General features: G+C 66.4%; 11 protein-coding genes. 7 read left to right on the top strand and 4 right to left on the bottom strand.

All coding sequences use genetic code 11. The features are described 5' to 3' along the window. Positions 1-22 precede the first annotated feature (22 nt). Positions 23-883 (bottom strand): bifunctional methylenetetrahydrofolate dehydrogenase/methenyltetrahydrofolate cyclohydrolase FolD, encoded by an 861-nt coding sequence (gene folD, locus GGC47_RS09895; RefSeq protein WP_142021988.1) that lies wholly within the window; start codon positions 881-883, stop codon positions 23-25. 171 nt (positions 884-1,054) lie between these two features. Between folD and GGC47_RS09890 the strand changes: the two genes are divergently transcribed. From GGC47_RS09890 to GGC47_RS09870, 5 genes are all read left to right on the top strand, one after another. Beyond that, on the top strand, positions 1,055-2,386 hold the full coding sequence (locus GGC47_RS09890; RefSeq protein ID WP_142021987.1) for a cytosine deaminase: 1,332 nt from the start codon (positions 1,055-1,057) through the stop codon (positions 2,384-2,386). Further along, positions 2,383-3,807 (top strand): FAD-binding oxidoreductase, encoded by a 1,425-nt coding sequence (locus GGC47_RS09885; RefSeq protein ID WP_142021986.1) that lies wholly within the window; start codon positions 2,383-2,385, stop codon positions 3,805-3,807. Before GGC47_RS09890 ends, GGC47_RS09885 begins: the two co-directional genes overlap by 4 nt. 2 nt (positions 3,808-3,809) lie before the next feature. Beyond that, positions 3,810-4,391, top strand: coding sequence for an NAD(P)H-dependent oxidoreductase (locus GGC47_RS09880; RefSeq protein WP_142021985.1), 582 nt, complete (start codon positions 3,810-3,812; stop codon positions 4,389-4,391). Positions 4,392-4,493: 102 nt separating this feature from the next. Then, a complete protein-coding gene (locus GGC47_RS09875) occupies positions 4,494-4,976 on the top strand; it encodes a MarR family winged helix-turn-helix transcriptional regulator (RefSeq protein WP_038359732.1) in 483 nt (160 codons plus the stop codon). A 95-nt stretch (positions 4,977-5,071) separates the two neighbouring features. Continuing rightward, on the top strand, positions 5,072-5,998 hold the full coding sequence (locus GGC47_RS09870) for a DMT family transporter (protein ID WP_370954527.1): 927 nt from the start codon (positions 5,072-5,074) through the stop codon (positions 5,996-5,998). Between the two features lie 207 nt (positions 5,999-6,205). On the opposite strand, the gene GGC47_RS09865 is transcribed toward GGC47_RS09870, so the two are convergent. The 3 genes from GGC47_RS09865 to GGC47_RS09855 form a co-directional block, all read right to left on the bottom strand. Then, a complete protein-coding gene (locus tag GGC47_RS09865) occupies positions 6,206-8,176 on the bottom strand; it encodes a potassium transporter Kup (protein ID WP_370954526.1) in 1,971 nt (656 codons plus the stop codon). Positions 8,177-8,255: 79 nt separating this feature from the next. Continuing rightward, the gene (gene ispG / locus GGC47_RS09860) at positions 8,256-9,530 is read right to left on the bottom strand and encodes a flavodoxin-dependent (E)-4-hydroxy-3-methylbut-2-enyl-diphosphate synthase (protein ID WP_142021983.1); all 1,275 of its coding nucleotides are present in this window, start codon (positions 9,528-9,530) and stop codon (positions 8,256-8,258) included. A gap of 13 nt (positions 9,531-9,543) precedes the next feature. Next, on the bottom strand, positions 9,544-10,092 hold the full coding sequence (locus tag GGC47_RS09855; protein WP_038359728.1) for a Fur family transcriptional regulator: 549 nt from the start codon (positions 10,090-10,092) through the stop codon (positions 9,544-9,546). A gap of 113 nt (positions 10,093-10,205) precedes the next feature. Here GGC47_RS09855 and GGC47_RS09850 point away from each other — a divergent pair, with 113 nt between their 5' ends. Beyond that, a complete protein-coding gene (locus GGC47_RS09850) occupies positions 10,206-10,991 on the top strand; it encodes a 3-hydroxybutyrate dehydrogenase (protein WP_038359726.1) in 786 nt (261 codons plus the stop codon). Next, entirely contained in the window at positions 10,988-12,061 is a 1,074-nt protein-coding gene (locus GGC47_RS09845) for a patatin-like phospholipase family protein (protein WP_142021982.1), read from the top strand. The genes GGC47_RS09850 and GGC47_RS09845 overlap by 4 nt, the downstream gene beginning before the upstream one ends. Positions 12,062-12,198: the final 137 nt, after the last annotated feature.

Genomic DNA, 12,198 nt, shown 5'->3' with positions numbered 1-12,198 from the left:
GCGGTCTCGCTGATTGCTGCGCTCAACCTCGTCGGGCGTGGAAGGCCGTCAGCGTGTTCTTGAGCAGGCAGGCGATGGTCATCGGGCCGACGCCGCCGGGGACGGGCGTGATCGCGCCCGCGACCTCTACCGCCTCGGCGAAATCGACATCGCCCGTCAACTTGCCGTCGGGCAGGCGGTTGATGCCGACATCGATCACGGTTGCGCCGGGCTTGATCCAGTCGCCCTTGACCATGCGCGGGCGGCCGACTGCGGCGATGACGATATCGGCGCGCTTCACCACCGCGGGCAGATCACGCGTGCGCGAATGGGCGATGGTAACCGTGCAGTCGGCCTGCAACAGGAGCTGCGCGACCGGGCGGCCGACCAGTTCCGAGCGGCCGATCACCACGGCATCGAGACCCGAAAGCGACGGAAGCGCCTGCTTCAGCAGCAGCATGCTGCCGAGCGGCGTGCAGGGTACGAGGCCGTTCTTGCCGCCGGCGAGCAGGCCGGCATTGATCGGGTGCAGGCCGTCGACATCCTTGGCCGGGTCGATGGCGTCGATGATGCGGCCGGTGTCGATATGCTTCGGCAGGGGCAACTGGACGAGGATGCCGTCGACGCTGTCATCGGCGTTGAGTTCGGCGAGCTTGGCGAGGAGCTGTGCCTCGGTCGTCTCGGCCGGCAGGCGATGGGCGACCGAGTTCATGCCGACCTCGACGGCGAGCTTCTCCTTGGAGGCGACATAGACCTTGCTCGCCGGGTCCTCGCCGACGAGGACGACATGGAGGCCGGGGACGATGCCGCGCGCTGCCTTGAGTGCGGCGACCTCGCGGGCGATGCCGGCGCGCAATTCCGCTGCTACGGCTTTGCCGTCGATGATGCGTGCCTGTTGCGTCATGATGCGTCCTCCTGCCGGAAGCCGCTCTCATGCGCGATCCCGCCCGCACGGACAAGCCCGGATGCGACGGCTGCGTGGCCTTCTGCGCCATGGGCCCTGCGGCGGTCGCGCTTGCGGGGCACAGGGCGGGCCGATATCCAGTAGCGGAGGGCCGATGCGGGAGGTGCGGAAGTGACGTTGGGTTTCGCCACGCTTCCGGATGCATCCGCCTTCCGCCTGCTCAATATGAGCGCGCCGCTTTGCCTGATCGATGGCGGCTCCTTCGCCGCGGATCGTGACGGGTTTGCCCGGATCGACCTTGCGATTGCCGATGGTCGGATCGAATCGCTGCTGCCGGCGGGAACCGAGACGCTGAGGGACGATCGGCCGGCGCTCGACCTCGAGGGCGGCATCGTGCTGCCGCGTCTGGTCGACTGCCACACCCATCTCGACAAGGGTCATATCTGGCCGCGCAGTCCCAATCCGGACGGGACGTTTCCGGGCGCGCTCACTGCCGTCGCCAATGACCGCGAGGCCAACTGGTCGGCGCTGGATGTCCGGACGCGCATGGATTTCTCGCTGCGCACGGCCTTTGCCCATGGCACCGCTGCGATCCGGACGCATCTCGATTCGCTCGGCAAACAGATCGGTATTTCCTGGCCGGTCTATGCGGAGATGCGGGAACGCTGGGCCGGGCACATCGCCTTGCAGGCCTCGCCGCTGTTCGGCGTCGAGCAGGCGCTCGATCCGGCGCATATGGCGGCGGTGATCGCGGCGGTGAAGATGCATGGCGACGGGCTTCTCGGCTGCGTCACCTACATGATCCCGGAGCTTGACCGGGCGCTCGACATCCTGTTCCGGGCGGCGAGCGAGAACGGCTTCGATCTCGATTTCCATGTCGATGAGAGCAACGACCCGGCAGCCCGCTCGCTCGAGCACATCGCCGATGCGGCGCTGCGGCACCGCTTCACCGGTAAGATCCTGTGCGGGCATTGTTGCTCGCTCAGCTTGCAGGCACCGGAGGACGAGGCGCGGATCATCGGCAAGGTGAAGGAGGCCGGCATCGGGGTGGTTTCGCTGCCGCTCTGCAACCTGTATCTGCAGGACCGGCAGGCGGGCCGCACGCCGCGCTGGCGCGGCGTTACGGCGCTGCACGAGCTGAAGGCGGCCGGCGTGCCGGTGATGGTCGCCTCCGACAACACGCGTGATCCGTTCTACGCCTATGGCGATCTCGACCTCGTGGAGGTGCTGCGCGAGGCGACGCGCATCCTTCAGCTCGATCATTCCGGTTCGGACTGGCCTTGCGCCGTGGCACGGACGCCGGCGGCCGTGATGGGGCTTGACGGTGTCGGCGTGCTGGCGGCGGGCGGGCCAGCCGATCTCATCTTGACGCGGGCGCGGAGCTGGACCGAGTTCTTCGCCCGGCCGCAGGGGGACCGCAGCGTCCTGGTCGCGGGCAGGGCGATCGACCGGACCCTCCCGGATTACCGCGAGCTGGATCATCTGATGGGTAGAGCATCATGACGAGCCGCTACGACATCGCGGGGCTAAAAGCCCGCATCAGTGGCGTCCGCACCGAGGAGAACCCGGCGCTGGTGAAACAGAAGAGCCGCGACTTCTTCTGGTACTCGCCGGTGCTGAAGCGCCAGCTCGATCAGGTCGTGGCCGATATCGTGGTTTCTCCAACGAGCGAGGCGGAGGTCGTTCAGACGCTCGCCGCCTGCCACGCGCTCGGCATTCCCGTGACGCCGCGCGGCACCGGCACCGGCAATTACGGGCAGGCGATGCCGCTTTCGGGCGGCGTGCTGCTCGATCTCTCCGGCTTCAACAAGGTCAAGGAGATCGGCGCCGGCCGCTATGTCGCCGAGCCCGGCGCGATCATGGCCCGCATCGACGACGAGACACGGGCGCATTCGCGGCAGGAACTCAGGCTGCACCCCTCGACCTATCAGACTGCCTCGATCGGCGGCTTCATCGCCGGCGGGTCGGGCGGCGTCGGCTCGATCAAATGGGGCGGGCTGCGCGACTGGGGCAACATCATCCGGCTCAAGGTCGCGACGATGGAGGCAAGCCCGCGCCTGCTCGAATTCGCGGGCGAGGACCTGCACAAGGTCGCCCATGCCTATGGCACCAACGGCATCATCACCGAGGTCGAGATGCCGCTCGGTCCGGCCTATGATTGGGTCGATGTCATCGTCGGCTTCGAAAACCTGCGCGTTGCGACCGAATTCGCCAATGCGGTCGGCGAGCAGGACGGGCTCGCGCTCAAGAACCTCAGCGTCTTCGCCGCGCCGGCGCCGCATGATTATTTCCTGCGCCATCGCAAGTTCCTGCCGCGCGACAGCCATCTCGTCGTTGTCATGGCCGCCGATTTCGCCGTCGATGCGCTCACGGCCTATGCGCGGCGCTTCCGGGGCGCGGAGCTTCTGCTGCGCTCGGACACGCTCTCACCGGAGGATGCCAAGGGCCTGCCGCCGGCCTATGAGCTCGGTTGGAACCACACGACGCTGCGCGCGCTGCGGGTCGATCCGGCGATCACCTATCTCCAGGTGCTCTATCCCTTCCCGGATCAGGTCGAGCTGGTCGAGGCCATCCATCGGCGCTTCGGCGAGGAGCTCATCGCGCATCTCGAATTCGTGCGCTTCGATGGCAAGATCACCTGTTTCGGCCTGCCGCTATTGCGGTTCACGACGGAGGAGCGGCTGGACGAGATCATCGCCATCCATGAGGAGATGGGTGCGCCGATCTTCAATCCGCATCGCTACACGCTGGAGGAGGGCGGCATGAAGCAGACCGACGAGACGCAGCTCGCCTTCAAGCGCGAGGCCGATCCGCAGGGGCTGCTCAACCCCGGCAAGATGATCGCCTGGGAGGACCCGGATTACGACTACCGCTCGGGCAAGACCTTCCTGTTCCGCAGCCTGTCCGAAGCCGGGGCCGGCTGACGATGCGCGTGCTCGTCCTCTTCGCCCATCCCGACCCGGAGAGCTATGGCGCCGCCCTGCACCGGACGGTGGTCGAGGGGCTCAGGCAGGCCGGGCACGAGGTCGATGACTGCGACCTCTATGCCGAGGGGTTCGATCCGGTTCTGAGCCCCGACGAGCGCCGCTCCTATCACGACACAGCCAGCAACAGATCGAACGTTGCCGGCTATGTCGCGCGATTGCAGGCGGCCGACGCGCTGGTGCTGTGCTTTCCGGTCTGGAATTTCGGCTATCCGGCGATCCTGAAGGGGTTCTTCGACCGGGTCTTCCTGCCGGGCGTCTCCTTCGAGCTCGTCGGCGGCAAGGTCGAGCCGGCGCTCGGCAACATTCGCAAACTCGTCGCAGTGACGAGCTATGGAGCCACGCGCTGGACGGCTTTTCTGATGGGAAATCCGCCGCGCAGGCTGGTTTGCCGGGCGTTGCGGGCCGTCTGCCATCCGACGGTGCGCCCCGTTTATCTGGCGCATTACGGCATGAATCGCGCCACGCCCGAAAGCCGCGCCGCTTTCCTGCAAAAAGTCGCGGCAAAAGTCGCGGTCTTTTAAGACCGACATGGGATTGTCATCTGTCTGTCATGTTGGCGGGCGAATACGCAGCCGGCGAAGCGTCTTCCTTATCCGCGCAAGGATCCGCCGAAGGATGGCTCCATGACCAAGGCTCTCGAGAAAAGCGTCGGTCGCGCCCTGCTCGTGACGGCGCGGCTGCATCGCTCGCGGATGGGCGAAAAGCTGAACGGGCTCGGCCTCTTCCCCGGGCAGGAGCAGGCGCTGAAGGCGCTGCAGCCGGCACCGATGACGATGGGCGAGCTCGCCTCGCTGCTCAGGGTCAAGCCGCCGACCGTCTCGAAGACGATCGGCCGGCTCTCGCTGCAGGGTCTGGTGACGCGCGAGGGCGGCAATCGGGACGGCAGGCTGGTGCAGGTCGCCCTGACGGAAGCCGGGCAGAAGACGGCGGCCGAGCTCGACGCGGTCTGGAACGATGTCGAGGAGGAGCTGCTCGACAAGCTCGACGGCAAGGAGCGCAAGCAATTGCGCAAGCTGCTGCGCAAGGCGGCCAAGGGCCTCTCCAAGGCCGGCGCCGACCATGACGATCCCGAGATCGATGGTGAAGAGGCCGATAGCGACGCCTGATTGATGCATGGAGCGCATGCGTTCCGGTGCTGGCAGGCCGCCTCAAATCGTTTAAGCCTGATCTCCTCATTCGCTCAGATCATAGCGAGGCGGGCTTGCCTGCGCCTTCCCAGACTGTCGACGAGGCGCGCCGCGCGCGCCTGACGGCCATTGGCCTGATGTGCGCTGCCGTCATCTGCTTCGCTCTGCTCGACACCAACGCGAAATGGCTCGGCCTCCACGGCATGGACCCGCTGCTCGTCGCCTTCGCGCGTTACGGCGTCAGCGTCACGCTGGTCTCCTTCGTGATCAATCCGTGGAGCCATCCCGGCGTACTCAGGGCAAAGCGGCCCTGGCTGCAATTCTTCCGCTCGCTGATGCTGCTTGCCTCGACGGTGCTGAACTTCTTCGCGCTGCGCTATCTGCAGCTTGCTGAGACGATCTCGATCATGTTCGCGGCGCCCTTCCTGGTCGCGCTGGCGTCGGGGCCGCTGCTCGGCGAATGGCCCGGACCGCGCCGGCTCATGGCCATCGGCATCGGTTTCCTCGGCGTGCTGGTGGTGACGCGCCCGGGCGTGGGCGGGATGCATCCGGCGGCGCTGCTCTCGGTCGCCGGCTGCTTCTGCTACGCCTTCTATGCGCTGTCGACACGGGTGCTGGCGGCCTCCGACTCCTCGGAGACCACGATGGTCTATTCCGGGCTCGCCGGCACGCTGGCGCTGCTGCCGGTCCTGCCTTTCGTCTGGACGACGCCGCAGGAACCTCTCGCCTGGGCGGCGCTGTTCGCGACCGGCTTCTTCGGCGCCGTCGGGCACTGGATGCTGATCCTGGCGCATCGGCTGGCGCCGGCGACGGTCCTGGCGCCCTTCATCTATTCGCAGCTCGTCTGGATGGTGCTGATGGGCTGGCTCGTCTTCGGGCAATTGCCCGATCGCTGGACCTTCATCGGCGGCGGCATCGTCATCGCCTCGGGCCTCTACCTGCTCTATCGCGAGCGGGTGCGGCATGTGCCCGAAGAGGCGAGTTCGGCGCGGCTGGACTGAGAGGCTCCCGGCAACCATGCTGCGGTGTCCGACTGGCGGCGTTTTCTGCGCGTCCGGTGCTCACGTGCGAAGAGGCGACACGGTGCGGCTAGATCGAGCGCAGCGGGTCGTCATGCTCGGGCTTGACCCGAGCATTTCCTGAGCGAGATATTCTCGGATCTGCGCTTCGCTCCGCCCGAGAATGACGAGGCGCGTCCGGACTTCCGCTCAGACCGTGACCTGCGTGCCGACCTCGACGACGCGGCCGGTCGGGATCTGGAAGAAGCTCGTCGCGTCGGTCGCGCTCTTGGTCAGGCTGATGAAGAGATTGTCCTGCCAGACCGGCATGCCCGATTGCGGCGAGGGCTTGATCGAGCGGCGTGAGAGGAAGAACGAGGTCGACATGATGTCGAACTTGAAGCCCTGCTTGCGCAGCATGGCGAGCCCCTTGGGCACGTTCGGGCTCTCCATGTAGCCGTAGACCAGATCGACGCGCCAGAAATCGTCGGTGATGCGGGAGAGGCGCACGCGCTCCTCCTCGGCGACGCGGGGCGTGTCGACCGAGCGCACGGTCAGGATGACGTTGCGCTCATGCAGCACCTTGTTGTGCTTGAGGTTGTGCAGAAGCGAGGCCGGCGCCGTCTCAGGATCGCTGGTCAGGAAGACCGCCATGCCCTTGACGCGGGCGGGCGGGCTCTTCGACAGCATGCCGACGAGTTCGAGCAGCGGCACATCCGTCTTACGGGTCTTGTCGAACAGGATCTTGGTGCCACGCATCCAGGTCCACATTACCACCGTCAGCGCCATGGCGAGCAGCACCGGCACATAGCCGCCATGGAACAGCTTCAGCATGTTGGCCGAGAAGAAGGAGAGGTCGACCAGCAGGAAGGGCAGAATGATCGCCGCGGTGGCCGGCAGGCTCCAGCCCCAGTGGCGCCGGATGACGATCGCCGCGAGCATGGAGGAGACCACCATCGTGCCGAAGACCGAGATGCCGTAGGCGTGTGACAGGCTCGACGAGGTCCGGAACGACCAGACCAGGATCAGGACGACGATGAGCAGCATCAGGTTGACGCGCGGCACGTAGATCTGGCCCGAGGTCTGCTCGGAGGTGTGGCGGATCTCCATGCGCGGCAGCAGCCCCAGCTGGATCGCCTGACGGGTCAGCGAGAAGGCGCCGGTGATCACCGACTGGCTGGCGATGATGGTCGCGACCGTCGCCAGCACGACGAAGGGCAGCAGGAAGCCCTCCGGCGCCAGCCGGTAGAACGGGTTGTCGATGGCGCTCGGGTCGGACAGGATCAGCGCTCCCTGGCCGAGATAGTTGAGCCAGAGCGCCGGGAAGACGACATAGAGCCAGGCGCCACGGATCGGCCCGCGCCCGAAATGACCCATATCGCCATAGAGCGCCTCGGCCCCGGTCACCGCCAGGCAGACCGAGCCGAGCACCGCAAGAGCCACGCCGGCATGGTCGTGGAAGAACATCAGGGCGTAATAGGGGTTGATCGAGCGGAAAATCGTGAGGTCGTCGGCGATGTGGTAGATGCCGAGGCCGGCCAGCGTCACGAACCAGATCAGCATGATCGGGCCGAAGAAGGTCGCCACGCGCTGGGTGCCGTGACTCTGCACGACGAACAGGCCGATCAGGATCGCCGAGGCGATCCACAGGATGTAGTCGTCGAGCACGGGCGTGACCAGCTTGACGCCCTCGACGGCCGAGAGCACCGAAATCGCCGGGGTGATGACGGTGTCGCCATAGAACAGGCCGGCGCCGATCATGCCGAGCAGCAGAGCGGCCCGGCTGCGGTTGCGGCCCAAGGCGCGCTGCGCCAGCGCCACGAGCGTGAGGATGCCGCCTTCGCCGTTGTTGTCGGCCCGCATCAGCAGGACGACATATTTCAGCGTCACGACGATGACGAGCGACCAGAGGATCAGGGACAGAACGCCGATGACGACCGTCGGCGGAATGACGACATTCTCCTGCCCGCCGGTGGCCGCCAGCAGGGTTTCGCGCAGCGCGTAGAGCGGGCTCGTGCCGATGTCGCCATAGACGACCCCCAGCGCCCCGAGGGCCAGCGCGGTATAGCCGTGCTTGCCGTGGCCGTGGCCGGGGCCGCCGGCGGCACCATGGCCATCGTCCAGACCGAAACGGGAGTCTTCCGGCCTGACGGTCGAAAGACCCGTTTGTTCATGCCCCATTGGGGATCTCCGCTCGTGCTGCAGTGCAGCGGAAGGCCGGGGCCTCTACCATAACGCAGGCGGCTGGCAAAGGGAGCGGTCAGCCGGCTGCGCCGAGCCCGGTACCGAAGCGGTGGGCGATATAGCTTGCGACCATGGCCTTGAACTCCTCCGCGATGCCGGCGCCCCTGAGGGTCGCAACCTTCTTGCCGTCGACGAAGACGGGGGCCGTCGGTGCCTCGCCGGTGCCCGGCAGCGAGATGCCGATATCGGCATGCTTCGACTCGCCGGGGCCGTTGACGATGCAGCCCATCACCGCGACGTTGAGGTTCTCGACGCCGGGATATTGCGTCTTCCATTCGGGCATGGAGTTCGAGATCCAGTTCTGGATGTCGCGGGCGAGCTCCTGGAACACGGTCGAGGTCGTGCGGCCACAGCCGGGGCAGGCGGCGACGAGCGGCACGAAGGCCCGGAAGCCCATGGTCTGGAGCAGCTCCTGCGCCGTCTTGACCTCGAGCGTGCGGTCGCCGCCCGGCTCCGGCGTCAGCGAATAGCGGATGGTGTCGCCGATGCCTTCCTGCAGCAGGATGCCGAGCGCGGCCGAGGAGGCGACGATGCCCTTCGAGCCCATGCCGGCCTCGGTCAGGCCGAGATGGATGGCGTAGTTCGCCCGGCTCGCCAGCATGCGATAGACCGTGATCAGGTCCTGCACGCCGGAGACCTTGGCCGAAAGGATGATGTATTCGCGGCCGAGCCCGATCTCCTCGGCGCGCTCGGCCGAGAGCAGGGCCGACTGGACCATGGCCTCGCGCATGATGGCGCGGGCATCGAGCGGGCGGGGCGAACGGGCGTTCTCGTCCATCAGCGCCGTCAGCAGCTCCTGGTCGAGCGAGCCCCAATTGGCGCCGATGCGGACCGGCTTGCCGTGCTTGATCGCCATCTCGACGATCTGGCCGAACTGCTTGTCCTTCTTGTCCTTGAAGCCGACATTGCCCGGATTGATCCGGTATTTCGCCAGCGCCTCGGCACAGGCCGGATGGTCGGCCAGCAGCTTGTGGCCGATATAGTGGAAGTCGCCGACGAGGGGCACGTCGACGCCGATGCGGTCGAGCCTTTCGCGGATCTTCGGCACGGCGGCGGCGGCCTCGTCGCGATCGACCGTGATGCGCACGAGCTCCGAGCCCTGCCGGGCCAGCGCCGCGACCTGCGCGACGGTGGCGGCGATATCGGCCGTGTCGGTATTGGTCATAGACTGGACGACGATCGGCGCGCCGCCGCCGACCGTGACGTGGCCGACCTTGACCGGGACGGTGAGCTGGCGGGCCAGCGGGCCTGCGTGTTCCGGCGTCAGATAGGAAAAGGCGCGCTCGTTCATGCGGGCTGCTCTATCACGGGCCGGCGTTCCGGCAATGCTCGCAGCGGCCGACGATCTCGACCATCTGATGCGAGGGCGAGAATTGCCGTGTTTCCGCGATCGCCGCCACCGCTTTCTTCATCGCGGGCGAAGAATCCTCATCGACGCCGCCGCAGACCTCGCAGATCAGGAAGGCGACGACCTCGTTCGCACCATGCCCGTGCAGGCAGGCGACATAGGCGTTCTTCGAGGAGAGCCGGTGGACGAAGCCCTGCTCGACGAGGAAGTCCAGCGCCCGGTAGATCGAGATCGGCGCCAGCCTGCGCCCGCCTTCCGGCGAGATGCGGTCGGCCAGATCATAGGCGCCGACCGGCCGGTGGTCGGCATGGAGCGCTTCCAGCGCCTTGCGCCGGATCGGGGTGAGGCGCAGGCCGCGTTCCCGGCAGATCCTTTCGGCGCGGGCCAGAGCCTCCGCCGCGTGCTGGCGGTGGTCCACCGCATGGCGGCAGGCTTCGTCGCCATGCGTATGCGACGCATGGTCATGTTCGCCGTGATGATGCGCGTTCGACTGCATTTTCGTCATGTTGCGTTGCAAAGACTCATCGGGCAACGTGCGGCGATATCGTGTCGGTGCATTGCCTCGTTCGAACCCGAACCTAAGCATTTTCTCCCCGATTGTCAGGAGCCTTGACGCTCATGTTCCTCAAAGACCGTACTGCCGCCATTACCGGGTCGACCTCCGGCATCGGGCTCGCCTATGCCCGCGCACTGGCCAAGGAAGGCGCCAATCTCGTCATCAACGGCATCATGCCCCCAGCCGATGCCGAGAAGCTGCGCACCGATCTCGAGCAGGAATTCGGCATCAAGGTGGTGTTCTCGCCCGCCGACATGACCAAGCCCGCCGAGATCGCCGGCTTCATCGCCGAGGGCGAGAAGGCCTTCGGCGCCATCGACATCCTGATCAACAATGCCGGCATCCAGTATGTCGCGCCGATCGACGAGTTCCCGCCGGAGAAATGGGATCAGATCATCGCGATCAACCTGTCCTCGGCCTTCCATACGATCCGCGCCGCGCTGCCGAAGATGAAGGAAAAGGGCTGGGGCCGCATCATCAACACCGCTTCGGCACATGCCTTCGTCGCCTCGCCGTTCAAGAGCGCCTATGTCTCGGCCAAGCACGGCATCGCCGGCCTGACCAAGACGGTGGCGCTCGAGGTCGCGACCAAGGGCATCACCGTCAACGCCATCGCGCCGGGCTATGTCTGGACCCCGCTGGTCGAGAAGCAGATCCCCGACACGATGAAGGCGCGCAACATGACCAAGGAGCAGGTCATCAACGACGTGCTGCTCGACGCCCAGCCGACCAAGGAATTCGTCACGGTCGAGCAGGTGGCGGCGCTCGCCCTGTTCCTCTGCACCGATGCGGCGAAGTCGATCACGGGCGCGACCTTGCCGATCGATGGCGGCTGGACCGCCGCGTGAGCGGGCGCCCGCACCGCCGCTCGGAGCCGGTCAAGGGCCTGGCGGGACCGAAAGCGGAGAAGACCGTCTCGCTCGCCTTGCAGGGTGGTGGCGCGCATGGCGCCTTCACCTGGGGCGTGCTCGACGTCATCCTCGAAGATGGGCGCCTCGGCATCGAGGCGCTGACCGGGACGAGCGCCGGCGCGATGAACGCCGTCGTGCTGGCCGAGGGCTGGCTCGACGGCGGAGCGGACGGTGCGCGCGCCAAGCTGGAGGCCTTCTGGCGGGCAATCAGCGTCGACGGCAAATATGGCGGCTCGGAGCGCTCGCTGATCGACACCATGCTCGGCGCCTGGGGCAATAGCACGGGAACACCGCCGGGCATGCTGTTCTTCGAGATGTTTTCGAAGGTGGCGAGCCCCTACGACGTCAATCCGCTCAACATCAATCCGCTGCGGGGCGTCGTCGCCGACCTGATCGACTTTGAGAAGGTCAGGGCGCAGGACGCCGTGAAGCTGTTCATCGCCGCCACCAATGTGCGAACCGGCAAGATCGCGGTGTTCGACGGCGAGCAATTGACGCCGGACCATGTAATGGCCTCGGCCTGCCTGCCGATGGTGTTCCAGGCGGTCGAGATCGACGGCGAAGCCTATTGGGACGGCGGCTATATGGGCAATCCCGCCCTGTTCCCGCTGTTCTACAAGGCGCATTGCGACGACATCCTGCTCGTCCAGATCAACCCGATCCAGCGGCGGGAATTGCCGACCAAGGCACGGGAAATCCAGGACCGGCTGAACGAGATCACCTTCAACGCTTCGCTTTTGCGCGAGCTGAGGGCGATCGATTTCGTCAATCGCCTCATCGACGACGGCAAGCTGCCGCGCGACGAATACAAGCGCGTGCTGATGCATCGCATCGACGGCGGCCCGCCCCTGGCGGAGCTGACCTCCTCCTCCCGCATGAACGCGGAATGGGACTTCCTGCTCCGGCTCAGGGATATGGGCCGGGCGGCGGCGAAGCGCTGGCTGAAACGCAACTACGACGCCATCGGCAAGGTCGGCACGCTCGACCTGAAGGAGGCGATTACCTGAAGGCTCCGGCTGCCCGGACCTTCAGTCCTCATCCTTCGAGACGCCGCTTTGCGGCTCCTCAGGATGAGGGCTCGATGCATTCGCGGATGGCGCACGCAGCGAATTCTTCGCTTTTCGGCCTCGCACCTGTTCCGTCG

Source organism: Allobosea sp. OAE752 (assembly GCF_050433265.1).
GTDB classification, from domain to species: Bacteria; Pseudomonadota; Alphaproteobacteria; order Rhizobiales; family Beijerinckiaceae; genus Allobosea; species Allobosea spartocytisi.
Note: the sequence above shows the minus strand (reverse complement) of the source record. Positions and strands in the feature narration are given on the sequence as shown.

Excerpts from the sequence above, each read along its gene's own strand:
- folD (WP_142021988.1), bottom strand. The coding sequence starts at position 883 with ATGACGCAACAGGCACGCATCATCGACGGCAAAGCCGTAGCAGCGGAA.
- GGC47_RS09885 (WP_142021986.1), top strand. The coding sequence starts at position 2,383 with ATGACGAGCCGCTACGACATCGCGGGGCTAAAAGCCCGCATCAGTGGC.
- GGC47_RS09880 (WP_142021985.1), top strand. The coding sequence starts at position 3,810 with ATGCGCGTGCTCGTCCTCTTCGCCCATCCCGACCCGGAGAGCTATGGC.
- GGC47_RS09875 (WP_038359732.1), top strand. The coding sequence starts at position 4,494 with ATGACCAAGGCTCTCGAGAAAAGCGTCGGTCGCGCCCTGCTCGTGACG.
- GGC47_RS09865 (WP_370954526.1), bottom strand. The coding sequence starts at position 8,176 with ATGGGGCATGAACAAACGGGTCTTTCGACCGTCAGGCCGGAAGACTCC.
- ispG (WP_142021983.1), bottom strand. The coding sequence starts at position 9,530 with ATGAACGAGCGCGCCTTTTCCTATCTGACGCCGGAACACGCAGGCCCG.
- GGC47_RS09855 (WP_038359728.1), bottom strand. The coding sequence starts at position 10,092 with ATGACGAAAATGCAGTCGAACGCGCATCATCACGGCGAACATGACCAT.
- GGC47_RS09850 (WP_038359726.1), top strand. The coding sequence starts at position 10,206 with ATGTTCCTCAAAGACCGTACTGCCGCCATTACCGGGTCGACCTCCGGC.